The organism is Prevotella sp. oral taxon 475 (genome assembly GCF_018127805.1).
Classification (GTDB): domain Bacteria; phylum Bacteroidota; class Bacteroidia; order Bacteroidales; family Bacteroidaceae; genus Prevotella.
Genome location: NZ_CP072334.1, coordinates 213,998 through 231,897 on the forward strand (window position 1 = coordinate 213,998; position 17,900 = coordinate 231,897).

The window sequence follows — 17,900 nt, forward strand, 5'->3', positions numbered from 1 at the left end:
ATAAGGTTGGTTATGAGTCTAAATAACCGGGAAAACCAAGAGAAAGGCATAAAAATCTTTTGTAAAAAGAACAGCATCCGGATAAAAATCGTATTTTTGCAAATGTGAGAACAAAAATTCATAAAAACCACCTCGAATGATGAAAACTTTCCTTACCCTCGTTGCCTTGGCCCTTTCGGCATCCGTGCAGGCACAGAACGCTCCGTTGTGGATGCGCCATTGCGCCATCTCACCCGACGGAACAACGATTGCTTTCTCCTATCAAGGCGACCTCTTCACCGTGCCCTCTACCGGTGGAACAGCCCGACAACTCACCACTAACGCCTCCTACGACGCCCATCCCGTGTGGAGTCCCGACGGCAAACGACTGGCTTTCGCCTCTACCCGCGAAGGAAGCATGGACGTGTATGTGATGAATCGAGACGGCGGAACACCCCTGCGGCTCACCACTCACAGCGGCGACGAAATGCCGATGGCTTTCAAAGACGCACACACGGTGCTCTATACGGCGGTAGAGATGCCCACGGCACAATCGATTTTCTTTGCCAGTAACGTCTTTCCGCAGGTCTACGAGGTGGACATCGACGGCAGCAGGCCGCGTCTGTTCTCAGCTCTGCCGATGATGGACGTGAGCGTGGGGCCCGGCGGCGACCTGCTCTACCACGACCAAAAAGGCTATGAAGACCCCTTTAGAAAGCATCATCGATCGCCCATCGCAAGAGATATTTGGCTGAAAAGCCACGACCGATTCACCCGACTCACGTCTTTCAACGGCGAAGATCGCACACCCGTGTGGGCAGCCGACGGCAAGTCATATTACTATCTGAGCGAGGAGGATGGCACGTTCAACATCTATCGCCGTGGCATCGATGGCTCGGGCAAGGTACAAATCACCCATCACCAGAGCCATCCCGTGCGTTTTCTCACGGCCTCTACCGATGGTATGCTGTGTTATGGCTATGACGGAGAGATCTATACGGTCAGAGAGGGCGCGAAGCCCACTAAGCTACAGGTGACGATACTCACCGACCGCACCGACCGAGTGCTCGACCGACAGACGCTCACCAGCGGTGCCCGGGAGATCGCGCTCTCGCCCGACGGTAAGGAGATCGCCTTCGTTCTGCACGGAGATGTCTATGTCACATCGATCGACTACAAAACAACGAAGCAGCTGACCAATACACCCCAGCAGGAAAGAGACATCGATTTTGCACCCGACGGGCGGAGCATCGTCTATGCTTCGGAGCGAAACGGACTATGGCAAATCTATCAAACCCGCCTTAAAAAGAAAGAGGAGCAAGGCTTTGTTTATGCCACCGAACTGGAGGAAGAACAACTGGTGAAAAGCACTCGCACGTCGCAACAACCGCAATTCAGTCCCGATGGCAAGTCGATTGCTTTCTTTGAAGACCGCTCTACACTGCGCGTGCTCGACTTGAAAAGCCGAGAAGTGCGCACGGTGATGGAGGGAAAATATGTCTATTCGTATGCCGATGGCGACATTGGTTTCAGATGGAGCCCCGACAGTCGTTGGCTTTTGAGTTCTTATATCGGTACGGGCGGTTGGAATAGTCCTGACATCGCCCTCGTAAAAGCCGACGGCAAGGGCGAGATTCACAATCTCACGCAGAGCGGATACAGCGATGGCAATGCACAATGGGTGCTCGGTGGTAAAGCGATGACCTTCGTCAGCGACCGCGCCGGCTATCGCAGTCATGGCTCTTGGGGAGCCGAACGCGATGTGTACATCATGTTCTTCGATCTCGATGCCTATGAACGCTTCCGCATGGATAAGGAAGAATGCGAGCGACTGAAGGCTTCCGAGACAGACAAAAAGAAAGGGAAAACCGAGAAAGAAACCGATAAAGACACTGCCGCTACCAATAAAAAGAAGACGGAAAAGATCAAACCGTTGGAGTTCGATTTAGAGAATTGTCGCGATAGAGTGGTTCGTCTCACGGTCAACTCTTCGCACTTGGGTGACGCTATCTTGAGTCCCGGCGGCGATACCTTATATTATCAGGCCGCTTTCGAGGGTGGTTACGACCTGTGGAAGCGCGAAATCAAAGAAAACAAAACCGCTATCGTGATGAAAGATGTGGGCGGTGGTGGTTTCGTGGCCGACCGGAAGTTTCAACATCTCTATCTCTGCACCCGCCAAGCCATCAAGAACATCGACCTGGCAAAGGGTTCCAGCAAGTCTGTCGAGTTCGAAGCACGTTTCAATTACCAGCCTTACGCCGAACGGGAGTATCTCTTCCATCACGTTTGGCAGCAGGTAAAAGATAAGTTTTACGAACCGACTCTGCACGGAGTAGACTGGGAGGACTATCGAAAAGCCTACGAACGCTTTCTGCCTTACATCAACAACAACTTCGATTTCAAGGATATGCTGAGCGAGATGCTGGGCGAACTGAATGCTTCTCACACCGGTGCGCGCTACTTTTACTCAGGAGCTAAACTGCAAACGGCAGCCCTGGGCCTGTTCTTCGATAACAATTACGACGGCGACGGCCTGAAAATAGAAGAGGTAATCAAGCGAGGACCGTTCGCTATACGAAACACCGGCGTGTCATCCGGCTGTATCATCGAGCGGATAGACGGCGAACCCATTCTCAAAGGCAAAGACTACAACCACCTTCTTGATGGAAAGGCAGGCCGACCACTTCGTGTTTCGATCTTCAACCCAAAAGAAAAGAAACGCTTCGATGTCATAATCAAACCCATTAGCCTGCGAGAACAGCAGGAGTTGCTCTATAAACGGTGGGTGGAACGCAACCGTCAGCTCGTAGATAGCCTCTCTGGAGGACGCTTGGCCTATGTACATGTAAAGGCAATGAATAGTCCGAGCTTCCGAGAAGTGTACAGTGAGCTGCTCAACGATCAGAATCGACAACGCGAAGCGGTGATTGTCGACGAGCGACACAATGGCGGTGGCTGGCTGCACGACGACCTTTGTACGCTGCTCAGCGGGAAAGAATACCAGCAATTCGTGCCCAACGGCCGGTATGTAGGGAGCGATCCGTACAACAAATGGCTGAAACCGTCGTGCGTCATGATCTGTGAAGACGACTATAGCAACGGTCATGGTTTCCCGTGGGTTTACAAAGAGCTGGGCATTGGCAAGCTCATCGGTACACCGGTGGCGGGCACAATGACAGCGGTATGGTGGGAAACGCTGCTCGACAACAGTCTTGTCTTCGGCATTCCGCAAGTGGGCTGTCGCGATATGCACGGCCATTACGGCGAGAATACACAGCTCAATCCCGATATCGAGGTGTATAACACGCCCGAAGATCTTCTCAACGGGCATGATCGACAATTGGAAAAGGCGGTCGAAGAAATGATGAAGGGGTTGAAATAAGAAGAAGACGGCCATGGATTGGAAACAGTTGATATCGAATAAACGATTAGGACAGGAAGACAAACACCCCGAACGGCACGACGATCGTTCGGAATTTAAACGCGATTACGACCGATTGATCTTCTCGGCCCCTTTCAGAAGACTGCAAAACAAAACACAAGTCTTCCCGCTTCCGGGCAGTGTTTTTGTGCACAACAGGCTCACTCACAGTTTGGAAGTGGCATCGGTGGGCATGTCATTGGGCAACGACGTGGCACAGGCACTCAAACAACGACATCCCGAACTCAAAGACACGCTTTTCGAAGAAATCGGAACCATCGTCAGTGCAGCCTGTCTGGCACACGACATGGGCAACCCACCGTTCGGTCATAGCGGCGAAAAGGCCATACAGACGTTCTTCACCGAAGGAGCGGGAAAGAAGCTTCAAGGCGATGTCAGTGCCGCTTTTTGAAACGACATCACCCGCTTCGAAGGCAATGCAAATGCCTTTCGCCTGCTCACCCATCGTTTTAACGGGCGCAGAGAAGGCGGTTTTGTGATGACTTATACCACCCTTGCCAGCATCGTTAAGTATCCTTTCTCGAGTAGTTGGGCCGGAAAGAAAAGCAAATTCGGTTTTTTCGCCTCAGAAGAAGCAGCCTATCGAAAGATAGCCCATGAGTTGGGCGTTCTTTGTCTGTCGGCTCCCGGAGAGCCTTTGCACTGCGCTCGCCATCCATTGGTCTATCTTGTCGAGGCAGCCGACGACATTTGCTATGAGATAATGGACATAGAAGACTCGCACAAACTCAAAATCCTGACCTATGAAGAGACCGAATCGCTGCTCCTGGGCTTCTTCGACGAGAGACAGAAAACGCGAATCCGACAGCGAATCGAAGACGAGGGCGTGACCGACATCCACGAGAAAGTGGTCTATATGCGGGCTTGCGTCATCGGACTCTTGGAGCGACGGTGCGTGGAAACCTTTGTAGAAAATGAAGAAAAGATACTCGCCGGCACCTTTGAAGGTAGCCTCGTTCAGCACATCGCACCGCTCGAGCGCGAGGCTTATCTCCACTGTGCAGCCGTGTCCAAACAGAAAATATACAACAGCAAACCTGTGCTCGACGTAGAACTGAGTGGCTATAAAATCATGGAAACCCTGCTATCGGCTTTGATAGAGGCTGCCACCCATCCCGAACGCTACTATTCCCAACAACTGATTCAGCGGTTCAGCAGTCAGTACGACATCAAAAGCGACTGTCTGGAGACACGAATCCAAGCCGTGATCGACTATATCAGCGGTATGACCGATATCTTTGCGCTCGACATCTATCAAAAAATCAACGGCATTTCCCTTCCCATCGTATAGTCTGTATCTCTCGTTCGGCATCGAATGGAGTAAAGAAACAGTCGGACAAAGAGGACGAACCGAGAAAGCAACGAAGAACGTTCCCAAACGTCTCTCTATCTTTCTTGTTATCAGCGACTTATAAAACGCGATGCAAAAGCTTAGCTTTTGCATCGCGTTTTCTTAGCTTTCGCCTTGCATTTTCTTAGCTTTTGCACGCCAAAAGCTAAGAGATGGCAGAGCTGATGCCGCTCCTTGAGAAAGGAACCTTCTGCGTTTATCCGATCAACTCTTCAACAAGGAGGGGTAAGAAAGACGGTTCTGAATAACGCTGGAGCCCGAATGAGGATGCATCCGATCATCATTCCTCCCTTGTTTTTCCTTCTAAAGAAACAGCTTCTCACTGAACAAGGACATCTAAGAAAAAGAAAAAGGGGTTGATGATCAACCCCTTCGTCTTTGCATCTGTCGGGATGAGGCGACTCGAACGCCCGACCCCTACGTCCCGAACGTAGTGCGCTACCAACTGCGCTACATCCCGATGCCATCTAAAAAGCAATCACTCAAAACCATTAAAAACGCGAAACGCATCTTCTTGCCTTGCGATATTGCGGTGCAAAGATACGCCAAAAATCTGAATAATATGCATTCTGCCTAAAAATGTTGAAGAAAACAGCCCTTAAATGACCTGCGTCGAAACTCCCATCCCGCACAGTCTACCTAAAAATGTTGAAGAAAAGCATCCGAAAATTTGCGGCACCCAGATTTTATTCCTATCTTTGCACCCGCAAACAAGCAAGGTGCCATAGCTCAGTTGGTAGAGCAAAGGACTGAAAATCCTTGTGTCCCCGGTTCGATTCCTGGTGGCACCACTCGCAAAACTCTGAAGCATAACCGTAGAAGAGTTGCAAAACAAAAGCAAAGTGTCATAACTTGAAGGAGTTATGACACTTTTTCTTTTATCCACATATCCTTTATAAAGGATGCCTTTTTATCGTACTCCGACGCTTTATCCAAAGAGTTCTTTCAAAACTTCGAAAGATTTCAGTTCGGGAAAATTGGGGATGTGTAAGCGATAAAAAAACAAAACGATCTCCGCACAACGGTTGCGCTCGTGGCGCGACATGGCAAAAAGATGCATCGTATCGGGCGTCATGCGCATCAGAAGAGAAATTTTAGAGGTCTCTTCGGCGGTGAGAAAATCGGGATGGAGCGGCAAGACGGTCGTGAAGCAACCATTGCGCAGATCGAAAAAACAGCCTCTTTGATCGTTGTCGAGATTGGGATAAAAACCTAAAAAGCGCGACAGGCGAATCATAAAGACCAAATGGAAATTGGCAAACTGTCGTCTGGCACTGTCCAACCATCGAATGCTCGTCTCTACATATTTATATAAGGCGAGGTTCTTTTGCTCGTCGCGGGTGGCATAAGAGAGAAATTCGGCCATAAAGAGAGAGAGAGAAAGTTTGGCCGCATCAAAAGGAATGGTGGAAAAAGGATAAGCCATTCGGACGTCGCGGATGCGTTGCAGACGGTTTTTCGACCGATAGTCGAACTCTATTTCTAAGAGAGTGAGTGGCTGGAAAAACTGTTTCTTTACCTTTCCTCTTGCCGATCGGGGGATGTTATTGATAAAAGAAAGTCGCCCGAGCTCCTCGGTGAGAAGGTCGGTGATGAGTTGTGTCTCCCCATATTTGAAAGAGTGCAACACGACGGCATGGGTTTTGATGAGCATCCGTTGAGAATTGGTGCGGAAAAAAGCGATACAGACTCGATCATTGGTGCGCAAGTGCAGTCTGCATGGCTGCAAAAGTACGAAAAATCAGTTGCTTAGAGAAAAATGTATATCAAAAGTTTGGCGGATAATAGAAAAGTGCGTACCTTTGCATCCGCAATTAAACACTGGTCCCTTCGTCTATCGGTTAGGACGAGAGATTTTCATTCTCTAAAGAGGAGTTCGACTCTCCTAGGGACTACAGAAAAATAAAAGAACATAAGAGATGGCAAACCACAAATCATCAATCAAGAGAATACGTCAGACAAAGACGAGAACTCTGCACAATAAGTATTATGCGAAGACCATGCGTAATGCTGTTCGCAAGCTACGTGCACTTACCGACAAGGAAGAAGCAGTGAAACTGTATCCTGTTGTGCAAAAGATGTTAGACAAATTGGCGAAAACCAACATTATCCATAAGAACAAAGCTGCCAATCTGAAATCGAGTTTGGCTCTGCATATCCATAAGCTGGGATAACTTCTCTGAGGCTTATTGGCAAACGATATATAGTCGCGGTTCGAGAGAACTGCGACTTTTTGTTTCTCCTGAAAACGGCATCCTTTTTATCAACATAAGATTTTTTGCATTCATTACTTTTTCGTATCTTTGCATACTAATAATTTGAAACAAGACAATGGCAGAACAACAGAACATCGAGAACAATTACTCCGCCAGTAATATTCAGGTGCTTGAAGGCTTAGAGGCCGTGCGCAAACGCCCTGCAATGTATATTGGCGACATCAGCGAAAAGGGTTTACATCATTTGGTCAACGAGACGGTGGACAACTCTATCGACGAGGCGATGGCGGGTTATTGTACGAATATAGAAGTGACCATCAACGAAGACAACTCGATCACCGTGCAAGACGATGGCCGAGGAATCCCTGTTGACGAGCATGAAAAGCTGCATAAATCGGCCTTAGAGGTGGTGATGACGGTGCTACACGCAGGAGGTAAGTTCGACAAGGGCTCGTATAAGGTGAGCGGAGGCTTGCATGGCGTGGGCGTGAGCTGTGTCAACGCCCTGTCCAGCCACATGAAGTCGCAGGTGTTTCGCGATGGAAAGATCTACCAACAAGAATATGAACAGGGTAAACCTCTTTATCCCGTCAAGGTGGTTGGCGAGACAACGCTGCGCGGAACCCGTCAGCAGTTCTGGCCAGATCCGAAGATTTTTACGACCACTACCTATAAATGGGAAATTATTGCGTCGCGAATGCGCGAGCTGGCTTACTTGAATGCGGGTGTGAAAATTACGCTCACCGATCTTCGTCTTGATGAAAACGGCAAAACAAAGACCGAGACGTTCCATGCCAAAGACGGACTGAAAGAGTTTGTTCGCTATGTGGACCGTCATCGCACGCATCTCTTCGACGATGTGATCTATCTCAAAACCGAGAAGCAGAACATTCCTATCGAGGTGGCTGTGATGTACAATACCGACTACAGCGAGAACATTCACTCCTATGTCAACAACATCAACACCATCGAGGGAGGTACCCATCTCACCGGATTCCGCATGGCCTTGACCCGCACACTCAAGGCTTATGCCGACAGCGACCCCGTTATCTCCAAGCAGATCGAGAAATCGAAAATCGAAATCGCAGGCGAAGACTTTCGCGAAGGGCTCACGGCCGTCATCTCAATTAAGGTAGCCGAGCCGCAGTTCGAAGGTCAGACGAAAACCAAACTGGGCAACAGTGAAGTCTCGGGAGCCGTTCAACAGGCCGTGGGAGAGGCTTTGGGATATTATCTGGAAGAACATCCCAAAGAGGCAAAACAGATTTGTGACAAGGTGATACTGGCCGCTACGGCGCGCATCGCAGCACGAAAGGCACGCGAAAGCGTACAGAGGAAGAACCCGATGTCGGGAGGCGGACTGCCCGGAAAGCTGGCCGACTGCTCGAACAAAGACCCAAAGACTTCCGAAATCTTCCTTGTCGAGGGCGATTCGGCAGGCGGTTCGGCCAAGCAAGGCCGCGATCGCTACACGCAAGCTATCCTTCCGCTGAAAGGAAAAATCCTCAACGTAGAGAAAGTGCAATGGCATAAAGTGTTCGAAGCCGAATCGGTGATGAACATTATTCAGAGTATCGGCGTACGTTTCGGCGTCGAAGGCGAAGACGACAAAGAGGCCAACATCGACAAACTGCGTTACGATAAAATCATTATCATGACCGATGCCGACGTCGATGGTTCGCATATCGACACGCTCATCATGACGCTCTTCTACCGTTTCATGCCCCGCATCATTCAAGAAGGGCATCTTTACATCGCCACCCCGCCGCTTTACCTCTGCACTTACAAAAACAAGGTGAAAGAATATTGCTACAACGAACAGCAGCGACAGGCCTTTATCGACAAATACGGCGAGGGACAGGAAGACAACAAAAGCATTCACGTGCAGCGATATAAAGGTCTTGGAGAGATGAACCCCGAGCAGTTGTGGGAAACAACGATGGATCCCAGTACGCGTCTATTGAAGCAAGTCACCATCCAGAACGCTGCCGAAGCCGACGAAATCTTCTCGATGCTGATGGGAGATGACGTAGAACCGCGCCGCGAGTTTATCGAACAGAATGCCACATACGCCAATATCGACGCGTAAGGCAAAGCAAACAAAACGAAAAAGAAAGGAGATGACCCAGCAGTCATCTCCTTTTTTCTTGCCTTTATCAGCCAACCAATCCTCCCTCTTTCAGCAATTCCTCAGCATTTTGGAAGAACCCATCCATCGTTTTTCTCTTTCTGCAGGTGTAGAAAGCTCATTCCGTTGCCCGTTTGATCAATCTACGGGTGTAGAAAGCCCATCCTTTTGCCGGTTTGATCAATCTACGGGTAGAGAAAGCTCATTTCTTTGCCGGTTTGATCAATCTACGGGTGCAGAAAGCTCATTCTGTTGCCGGTTCTGCAAATCTACGGGTGTAGAAGCTCATTTTTTAGCCGATACGGCCCATCTACCAGGGGTGGAAGCCTATTTTTGAGTCAATCGCGCCCGACAATCTTCCAGAATCGCCATCAGTTCGTCGACCTTCGTAGCCCGCAACATGGCGATGCGCACCTGTTTAAAGTCGGGAATGCCCTTAAAAATCGGACTGGCGGCCAAGTGACGACGTGTATGTAGAATGCCACGATACTCGTCTATGCGTTCGATATTGATGCGGAGCTGCTCCTCGAGCAGGTCGATCTTTCGGTCGAGGGTAAGCAACGGATCGGTCGGTCGCCCCTCGATCAAGTCGTTCATCTCTTGAAACACCCATGGACGGCCGAACGTAGCCCGCCCCACCATGACCGCATCCACGCCATAATCGTCGAAAGCACGCTTAGCCTCTTCGGCCGACGTGATGTCACCGTTACCGATAATGGGGATGTGCATACGCGGATTGCGTTTCACCTCGCCAATCAACGACCAGTCGGCCCTGCCGGTATACATCTGCGAACGTGTGCGTCCGTGGATCGTGAGAGCCCGAATGCCGCAGTCTTGCAGTTTTTCGGCCAAATCTCCAATGATCATTTCCTCCGCATCCCATCCCAAACGCGTCTTCACCGTCACAGGCGTTTTCACCGCTTTGACCACCTCTCGCGTGATCTCCAGCATCAGCGGCACATTGCGAAGCATACCTGCCCCCGCGCCTTTGCCCGCTACTTTCTTCACGGGACACCCGAAGTTGAGATCGATTACATCCGGTTGGCTCTGCTCAACGATCTGTGCAGCCTCGACCATCGACGGCACATCGCGGCCATAGATTTGGATACCAACGGGTCGTTCCTCGTTGCTGATGGCGAGTTTGCCCACAGTCGACTTCACCGACCTGATCAATGCCTCCGCACTTACAAACTCGGTGTAGACCATCGCCGCCCCATAGCGTTTGCAAAGCAGCCGAAACCCAATATCGGTAACATCCTCCATCGGTGCCAGAAAGAGCGGATGAGGTCCAAATTCGATATCTCCTATTTTCATGCGTGCAAAGGTAAGGCTTTTTTTGCAGAATGATTCGCGCCGGAAATTCCACCCATATCGGTGGGTTTCCATCGCATTTCCCGTCGTTTTTGTTGTCAGACGTTAAGAAATAGGTTACATTTGCAGCATCAATTGATAAAAAAACAAATCACAATGAAGACATTTTTATGGATGGCAATAGCCTTTTGCCTGCAATTAGAGAGTGCTTTTGCACAAGTGACGGGGCGCATTGAATACCCCCACAAAGGCGATTACGAAGATCAAGTGGTAGCTCCCATCGGCCAGCAGGGGCTCTTGGTCTACTCCTTTGCCCGAAAATCGGAGAAAGGAAAGCGGTTTTTCAAGACCGAATACTTCTCTACCGACCTCAAACCACTCTTCACCGACTCCGTCCAGGTGGACAAAGACATGTATTTCTACGACTCCGTTTACGACGGCGGCGTGAGTTATGCCATCCTTCGCGAGAGCGATGGCACCTTTTTGGTGTTGGCTTTCGACACCAAAACTAAGAAAACCAAGATCACCGACAGCGAGTATACCCGCAAAGGCAGCATGCGCAACTTAGTGATCTCAGACGGAATGATGGTGTTCAGCTCCACACAGAAGAAGTTAGACCGCATCGGCATCGTCGATTTGAAGACAGGCGAGAGTCGGTTCACCGATATGCACTTCGACGGAGTGAAAGACCGCAACGTCTTTATTCTGCTACAAACCGTGATTGATCACACCATCTACGCCCTTGTGAAGGTAGAAACCGAGATGTATCTGGCCCGTATCGACATGAAAGGCAACCAGCTCGGCACCTCCAACCTCACCAAAGACGTGGCCGAAACCCTCCTGACAGCCTCCATCTCCAAGGCCGGCAACCGCTTTTTCATCACCGGAACCTACACCAAAGAAAAGAAAGGTGGAGCGCAGGGCATTTATTTCTCGCAGCTGGACAACTGGCAATTCAAGAATTTAAAGTGCCTCAACTTCCTCGATCTGAAAAACTTCACCGAGTATATGAGCGACCGGCGCAAGGCCAAAATAGAACGGAAGAAAGAAAAAGCCGAGAAATCCGGCAAGGAATACGCCCTGAAATATCTCATGGCCTCGCACCGAATCATGACCGATGGCAAAGACTATTTCTACCTGGGCGAGGCCTATTACCCCACCTATCGCACCATGCAAATGGGCAATATGTCGACCACCGTCTTCGACGGATATGCCTATACACACGCCGTCCTGGCCAAATTCGACGCAGAAAGCAACCTGCTTTGGGACAACTGCTTCGAGATGAAACCCAAACAGAAACCCATGTATGTAAAGCGATTCATCTCGACAGGATTTAAGGGCAACAACGTCAACCTCATCTATGCCGACGGCAAGCGACTCCTTTCCAAGCTCTTCAAAAACTCGGACGGAACGGTGATTCAGGAAAAGAAGGCCGAACTGATGGAGACCGACAACGAAGACGAGGACGTCAAGAAAGTGAGAGACTCGGGAACACTCCACTGGTATGACGAAAACTTTATTCTCTACAGCACGCAGGTGGTGAAAAACCGCGACACGGGCGACCGTCGTAAAGTGTTCTCCATCACCAAATATACCATTAAATAAGAACAAGAACATGGCAACAACCCTTCTACAGCGAATCGCCCTCCGCCTCGTCTGCCTGCTCACGCTGTGCCTTCTCCTCCCGATCAAGGCGCAAGCGCAGGCCTACGACGGCGATGCCGACTTCAAAATCTATGCCGGCTATATGAATGTGGGTGGAAAATCGGGAGCCGAACTGGGCTACGATCAGGGACTTTCCGACTATTTCTCGTATGGTGCACAGCTCAATATGCTCTTTATCGGGAAAGAAGCCGATCGCGACGCACCTAAATTTATGGACTGTGCCGACATGTCGTTTCACCTCAACTTTCATTGGGCAGAACCTTTGAAGCTGCCTCAGAGCATGGATATTTACAGTGGCGTAGTGGCCGGACTGCAAATTGTAGGCCTCCAGACGGGTCTTCGCTATAACTTCAGCGAGACTTTCGGCCTTTATTGCGAAGCCCAATACAACCCTCTGCGCACTTTTCACTCCAGCACCGACCATGCCTCGCTCTACACCCGGCGGTTAGGTCTGTCGGCAGGGCTCACCTTTAGTTTCTGAATCCCTGCCTCACTCCATCCCCGCGGTTGAGTCTTCAAGGGGGCCTCTCACCTGATAGGCAGGGTGAGGGCCCCCTTTTTTTAGCTCCATACCATCGTATCGCAGCCCCATTGCAGATTCCGAACAAACACGTTCTATCAGGCATCGGAAAGCATATCAATCGCATCGATTTTGTCTGTATGGAGAGTCTCCCCCTTACTGCTTCCCTCCTTACTCCTCAAAAGCTAAGAAAACGAGGTGCGTTTTCTTAGCTTTTGCAATGCCATCTCTTAGCTTTTGCACATCGTTTTCTTAGCGTTTAGAACATCCTACTTCTCTCCCCTCTCTTTACGACTTACTTCCCTCCTCCTTATTTCTCAGATTAATATTTAAACGAACTGCCGCCAAGAAACTCGCGGAGCAAAGAAGTAGGGGGCAATTGGCCGAAGGGCATGGGGGCGAAATAACGGAGAAACTTGCGCAGACGATAGGCTTCGGAATATTCGTCGCAGTTTTCGGGCACTTGTTCGAGCAGAGGTTCGGCTTGCGTTTTGAGGATGGCCAGCTCGAAAAGCATGGCCGTGTTGAACATGACATCGGCATTTTCCTGGTAAGGAAATATCCATTTGTTCTCTCCGGCACGAACGCTGGGCCACCGACGGATGGTTTCTGCAGCCGAAACGCCCCGGTATTTGTAGTCGCGAACGATGCGGCGGAGCAGTCGATTGTCGGTGGTGGGGATATAATTGTGGTCGTCTAAGAGGATGGTTGTCAGGGCTGAGGCGTAGACACGATACTTTTGAGCTTCGGGAATCTGAGCTGTAAGCTCGGGATTGAGGGCGTGGATGCCCTCGACCACCAGGATGCTGCGCGCGTCTAACCGCAGTCGGCGGCCGCCAGGTTCGCTTTTGCCCGTCACAAAGTTATAGTGCGGCATCTCGATTTCCTCTCCACGGAAGAGTGCAGAGAGCTGTTGGTTGAGCAAAGGAATGTTCAGGGCGTAGAGACTCTCGTAATCCAGTTCGCCAGAGGTATCTCGGGGCGTGCATTCGCGGTCTACGAAGTAGTCGTCCAGCGAGATCTGCACCGGCCGGATGCCGTTGGTCAGCAACTGAATGGAGAGCCTTTTGCAGGTGGTTGTTTTGCCCGACGACGACGGACCGGCCAACAACACCATCCTTACGCCCTCTTTTTGAGCGATTTCATCGGCGATACGAGCAATTTTTTTCTCTTGCAAAGCCTCGGAAACGTTGATCAGATCGGTGCTGAAACCCTTGGCCACGGCTCGGTTGAAGTCGCCCACGGTGGAGATGCCGAGGATGTTTTGCCAGCGATGATGTTCTTTAAAAATCTCGAACATCTTGTCTTGCCTCACCAGTTCGCCCAGCTGCGAGGGATCAGCCAGCGAGGGCACACGCAGCAACAAGCCGTCGTAATATTGCTCCAAACCGAACAAATGCAGGTTACCGGTGTTGGTGAGCAGCGATCCGTAGTAGTAATCCACATAATCGTCGAGCTGATAATAAGTGGTGTAGAGTGTGCCGATGGTCTCGAGGAGTTTCACTTTGGCCTCGTCTCCCTTGGTGCGAAACATGTCGATGGCAGCCTCGGTGGTGGTTTCGTGGCGAGAGATGGGGATGCGTTGATCGATGAGTTGTTGCATACGGGCGCGAATTCGGCCGGCATCCTCTGGGCTGACGGGTCGCCCCATCTGCAAGTTCACATAATAACCGTTGCTCACTGGGATGCCGATCACCACCTCGCTGCCCGCATACAAGTCGTGAATGGCCTTGCAAAGCACGAAGAACAAGGTGCGGGTATAGGCCCGTGAGGCAGAGGGAGCATGCAAATCGAGAAACTCCACGTCTTTGTTGTGATAAAGACGGTAGTGCATTCCCTCCACTTTATTGTTGACTTTAGCGTTCACCGGGCCAAAAGGCATCGTCAAATTTAATTCGTAAAAAACGTCATAAAGTGTACTTCCCGTTGGCACTTTTACCGTTTTTTTATTATTTTTGCATCGAACTTGTACAACTTGTTTCATCTAATTGGATTGTTAGAGATTATAGCGCATAAAGTTATCACATACGAAGCGAACACCCAAACATGCCCTATTCACATATTATTATTTTATGCAGACAAGTGATTATTTAATGTTTTTTTTCAGGATAGCAGGAGCTTTGGCCTTGCTTATCTATGGTATGAAAATCATGAGCGAGGCCTTACAGAAGATGGCCGGCTCGCAACTGCGACACATTCTCGGTGCAATGACCACCAATCGATTCACCGGAATGCTCACCGGAACGTTCATTACCTGCGCCGTCCAGTCGTCTTCGGCCACGACAGTGATGACCGTTTCCTTCGTCAACGCCGGTCTGCTGACGCTGGCACAAGCCATATCGGTCATCATGGGAGCCAATATCGGCACCACATTCACGGCCTGGATCATGTCATTAGGCTATTCGATAGACCTTACGAACTTTGTTTTTCCCGCCTTTTTAGTAGGTATTGCGCTCATCTATTCTCGCAAACACCGCTACAAAGGCGATTTTCTTTTCGGCATTTCCTTTCTTTTCTTCAGTCTGGTATTGCTTAGCGACACCGGAAAAGCACTGGACTTGCAACACAACCAGGGCGTGATCGACTTCTTTAGGTCGTTCGACGTCAACAGCTACTTCACGATCCTCATCTTTTTGCTCATCGGAACGATCATCACCTGTATGGTTCAGTCGTCGGCAGCAGTGATGGCCATCACCATTCTCTTGTGTTCCACCGGCGTGCTGCCCATCTATCTGGGCATCGCTCTTGTGATGGGAGAGAACATCGGCACGACAGCCACGGCCAATCTGGCCGCTTTGGGAGCCAACACGCAGGCCCGGCGGGCAGCCTTTGCCCATCTGCTGTTCAATGTTTTCGGAGTGATTTGGGTGCTTTGCGTGTTCTATCCCTTCGTCAACGGCGTGTGCCGCATCGTGGGTTACGACCCTGCGACCTCTCATCTTTCTGTGCACGAGTTTTCGATGAAGATCCCTATCATCCTGGCCGCTTTCCATACGTGTTTCAATCTCTTCAATACCTTCATTCTGATTTGGCTGATTCCGCAGTTGGAACGAGTGGCTTGCTGGGCTATTCAGTCGGGAAAGAAAGACGAAGAAGAAGAATTTCGCTTGCGTTTCATACAGGCTGGCATCATGAAAACGCCCGAACTGTCGGTGCTCGAGGCTCAAAAGGAGATCACTTCCTTTGCCGAGCGCATCCAACGCATGTTCGGTATGGTGCGTGAACTGCTCGGAACGCGCGAGGAATCGAAGTTTGTGAAGCTCTACTCGCGCATCGAGAAATACGAAAGCATATCGGACAACATGGAATTGGAGATTGCTAAGTATCTGAGTCAGGTGAGCGACGCCCACCTCAGCGACGAAACGAAGGGCAAGATACGAGACATGATGCGCGAAATTTCCGAACTCGAGAGCATCGGAGACAGCTGTTACAACCTGGCTCGCACCATCAGCCGACTCGAAAACTCGAAGGAAGACTTTACCGAGCATCAATACGAACGCATTCACCAGATGTTCGAACTCACCGACGACAGTCTCTCGCAGATGAACATCATTGTGAATGGGCGCAAGGAGAATGTAGACGCCAACCGGTCGTTCAACATCGAGAACGAAATCAACAACTATCGCAACCAGCTGCGCACGCAAAATCTCACCGACATCGACAACCATGAGTATACCTATACCCTCGGAACGATGTATATGGACATCATCAACGAGTGTGAAAAACTGGGCGATTATGTTGTCAATGTGGTGGAAGCGCGCATGGGCACCCGTCGTCATGAGGCTTAAACTCACGAAGACAGCTCTCCCTTAGTCTCCGTTCGAGAACTCTCCAATCCAGCCCCGGCAAGTCTCTTTTTGGCTTGTCGGGGCTTGTTTTGTGCAGTTTTATAGGCGAGGGCAGACCAGTGATGCTTTACTTCTTCCCTCCTGATTCTGCAAAAGCTAAGCTTTTAGATCCCATTTTCTTAGCTTTTGCACTTCATTTTCTTAGCTTTTGCCATGCGTTTTCTTAGCTTTTGAAAAACGAAGAAGAAAAAGCCTGGGAGCAATGGCTTTGAGCTGTGTGCCTTAACACCTGTTTGAAATAGGAAGGGAAATATGTTATACAACATAAAGGCTTGATAATTAATATTTTTTAATACAAAAAGAAAACAACGAATGAATAAACATTGTAATTTTAGCCCGTCGATAAGAAATGCTTCTATTTGTTACCCTTGCAGGCCCTTGCTAAGAAAAGATGTCTGCAATTTGTGCAAAAGCATAATAAATAATCATTTTTCTGAACCCTTAAAACACGAATGATGACAAGAAAAAAGGTGTATCTTCTTTTGGGAATGTTGCTAAGCGGTGCGTTGACAAGCATCGCACAGGTGAAAACCACTTTGAGTGCAGAGGTCTATGGCTACCGTCGCGACATGGTTTATTTCGATTGCGTGCAGTCGCCGTTTTACAATGCGGAGTTTCATACCAACCCCGGCGACGAGCATTTGTATTCTTTCCAAACGCAAACCCCGGTGTGTATGCTCATCAATGGGCAGGCAGATGTGCTGCTCTTGCCGGGAGACAGCATCCATGCTGTGGTGAGATATGACGAGAAACGACTGTCGGAGGTGACGTTCGGCGGTAGTCCTCTGGCGGTGGCAGCTAATCGTTTGCTGCGCAGCATCGTGGAGTTGAAACAGCAGATGCGGTATAAAAACCAGTTGTTGGCCTGCATCGTGGTAGATGTGAAACCCCAACAACGCATTGAAGACTCAAGACAGCTGCTGGCCAAAGTGCAACAAATGGTAGAGAAAGAGAAACAGGCGCTCACACCCACGGCCGCCGATTATATCCTGGCCGGTGCCGAGGCGGCTGCCTATACCTCGTATATGGAATACCCGCAGATGTATGCCGAGACACGAAAAACGCCTGTTAAGGAACAGGGAATAGGAGATTACTGGAAGCTGATGGATGGCGTGAAGCTGCGCAAGAGCGAGGGTGCGTTGTGCCATCCGGAGTATGTGAGCTTCTTGATGCGTTATTGTTTCTACGAAAACGAGAAAAAAGCCGTGGCTAAGGGCCAGGCATACACCGTTCCGCAACAGTTGGAAGAGATGTATAAAGAGCTGGCTTCGTTTTACGATGGAGCCCAGAGAGATGCCGTGCTCTATCAGCTCTTGGTGAACTTTGTGCGCAATGGTAAAGAGTTGGAGCGCGTTACGCCTCTGTATGAGCTGTATAAAACAAAGTATTGTACTGACAAGACGCATCTGAACGTCCTGGACAAACTATTGCAATAGG

At 49.9% G+C, this 17,900-nt stretch carries 11 protein-coding genes, 3 tRNA genes and 1 pseudogene; 11 read left to right on the forward strand and 4 right to left on the reverse strand.

Features of this window, described 5'->3' with window-relative positions:
* The first annotated feature begins 136 nt into the window (after positions 1-136).
* Positions 137-3,364 (forward strand): S41 family peptidase, encoded by a 3,228-nt coding sequence (locus J5A66_RS00810; protein WP_211790606.1) that lies wholly within the window; start codon positions 137-139, stop codon positions 3,362-3,364.
* 13 nt (positions 3,365-3,377) lie between these two features.
* Positions 3,378-4,715, forward strand: a pseudogene (gene dgt, locus J5A66_RS00815) (dGTP triphosphohydrolase).
* Between the two features lie 447 nt (positions 4,716-5,162).
* Here dgt and J5A66_RS00820 read toward each other — a convergent pair.
* Positions 5,163-5,235 (reverse strand) — tRNA-Pro (locus tag J5A66_RS00820).
* Positions 5,236-5,493: 258 nt separating this feature from the next.
* Here J5A66_RS00820 and J5A66_RS00825 point away from each other — a divergent pair.
* Positions 5,494-5,566 (forward strand) — tRNA-Phe (locus J5A66_RS00825).
* A 137-nt stretch (positions 5,567-5,703) separates the two neighbouring features.
* On the opposite strand, the gene recO is transcribed toward J5A66_RS00825, so the two are convergent.
* The gene (gene recO, locus J5A66_RS00830; RefSeq protein ID WP_211790607.1) at positions 5,704-6,429 is read right to left on the reverse strand and encodes a DNA repair protein RecO; all 726 of its coding nucleotides are present in this window, start codon (positions 6,427-6,429) and stop codon (positions 5,704-5,706) included.
* Positions 6,430-6,598: 169 nt separating this feature from the next.
* Between recO and J5A66_RS00835 the strand changes: the two genes are divergently transcribed.
* The 4 genes from J5A66_RS00835 (at position 6,599) to J5A66_RS00850 (ending at position 9,456) form a co-directional block, all read left to right on the forward strand.
* Positions 6,599-6,670: transfer RNA gene (locus tag J5A66_RS00835), tRNA-Glu, on the forward strand.
* 24 nt (positions 6,671-6,694) lie between these two features.
* Entirely contained in the window at positions 6,695-6,949 is a 255-nt protein-coding gene (rpsT, locus tag J5A66_RS00840) for a 30S ribosomal protein S20 (protein ID WP_211790608.1), read from the forward strand.
* A 157-nt stretch (positions 6,950-7,106) separates the two neighbouring features.
* On the forward strand, positions 7,107-9,080 hold the full coding sequence (gene gyrB / locus J5A66_RS00845; RefSeq protein WP_211790609.1) for a DNA topoisomerase (ATP-hydrolyzing) subunit B: 1,974 nt from the start codon (positions 7,107-7,109) through the stop codon (positions 9,078-9,080).
* Positions 9,052-9,456, forward strand: a complete 405-nt coding sequence (locus J5A66_RS00850; protein ID WP_211790610.1) for a hypothetical protein — start codon at positions 9,052-9,054, stop codon at positions 9,454-9,456. The genes gyrB and J5A66_RS00850 overlap by 29 nt, the downstream gene beginning before the upstream one ends.
* On the opposite strand, the gene dusB is transcribed toward J5A66_RS00850, so the two are convergent.
* The gene (gene dusB, locus J5A66_RS00855; RefSeq protein ID WP_211790611.1) at positions 9,447-10,433 is read right to left on the reverse strand and encodes a tRNA dihydrouridine synthase DusB; all 987 of its coding nucleotides are present in this window, start codon (positions 10,431-10,433) and stop codon (positions 9,447-9,449) included. The genes J5A66_RS00850 and dusB overlap by 10 nt on opposite strands.
* 153 nt (positions 10,434-10,586) lie before the next feature.
* Between dusB and J5A66_RS00860 the strand changes: the two genes are divergently transcribed.
* Together J5A66_RS00860 and J5A66_RS00865 are read left to right on the forward strand one after the other, a co-directional pair.
* Positions 10,587-12,035, forward strand: coding sequence for a hypothetical protein (locus J5A66_RS00860; RefSeq protein WP_211790612.1), 1,449 nt, complete (start codon positions 10,587-10,589; stop codon positions 12,033-12,035).
* Between the two features lie 10 nt (positions 12,036-12,045).
* Positions 12,046-12,576 carry a DUF6646 family protein gene (locus tag J5A66_RS00865; RefSeq protein WP_211790613.1) on the forward strand — a complete coding sequence of 177 codons (531 nt, stop codon included), beginning with the start codon at positions 12,046-12,048 and terminating at the stop codon, positions 12,574-12,576.
* 361 nt (positions 12,577-12,937) lie between these two features.
* Here the strand turns inward: J5A66_RS00865 and J5A66_RS00870 are convergent, their stop codons facing one another.
* Positions 12,938-14,599 carry a nucleoside kinase gene (locus J5A66_RS00870; RefSeq protein WP_211790614.1) on the reverse strand — a complete coding sequence of 554 codons (1,662 nt, stop codon included), beginning with the start codon at positions 14,597-14,599 and terminating at the stop codon, positions 12,938-12,940.
* Positions 14,600-14,687: 88 nt separating this feature from the next.
* On the opposite strand from J5A66_RS00870, the gene J5A66_RS00875 reads away from it, so the two are divergent.
* Entirely contained in the window at positions 14,688-16,403 is a 1,716-nt protein-coding gene (locus J5A66_RS00875; RefSeq protein WP_211790615.1) for a Na/Pi cotransporter family protein, read from the forward strand.
* Between the two features lie 512 nt (positions 16,404-16,915).
* Positions 16,916-17,899, forward strand: a complete 984-nt coding sequence (locus tag J5A66_RS00880; RefSeq protein WP_211790616.1) for a hypothetical protein — start codon at positions 16,916-16,918, stop codon at positions 17,897-17,899.
* Position 17,900: the final 1 nt, after the last annotated feature.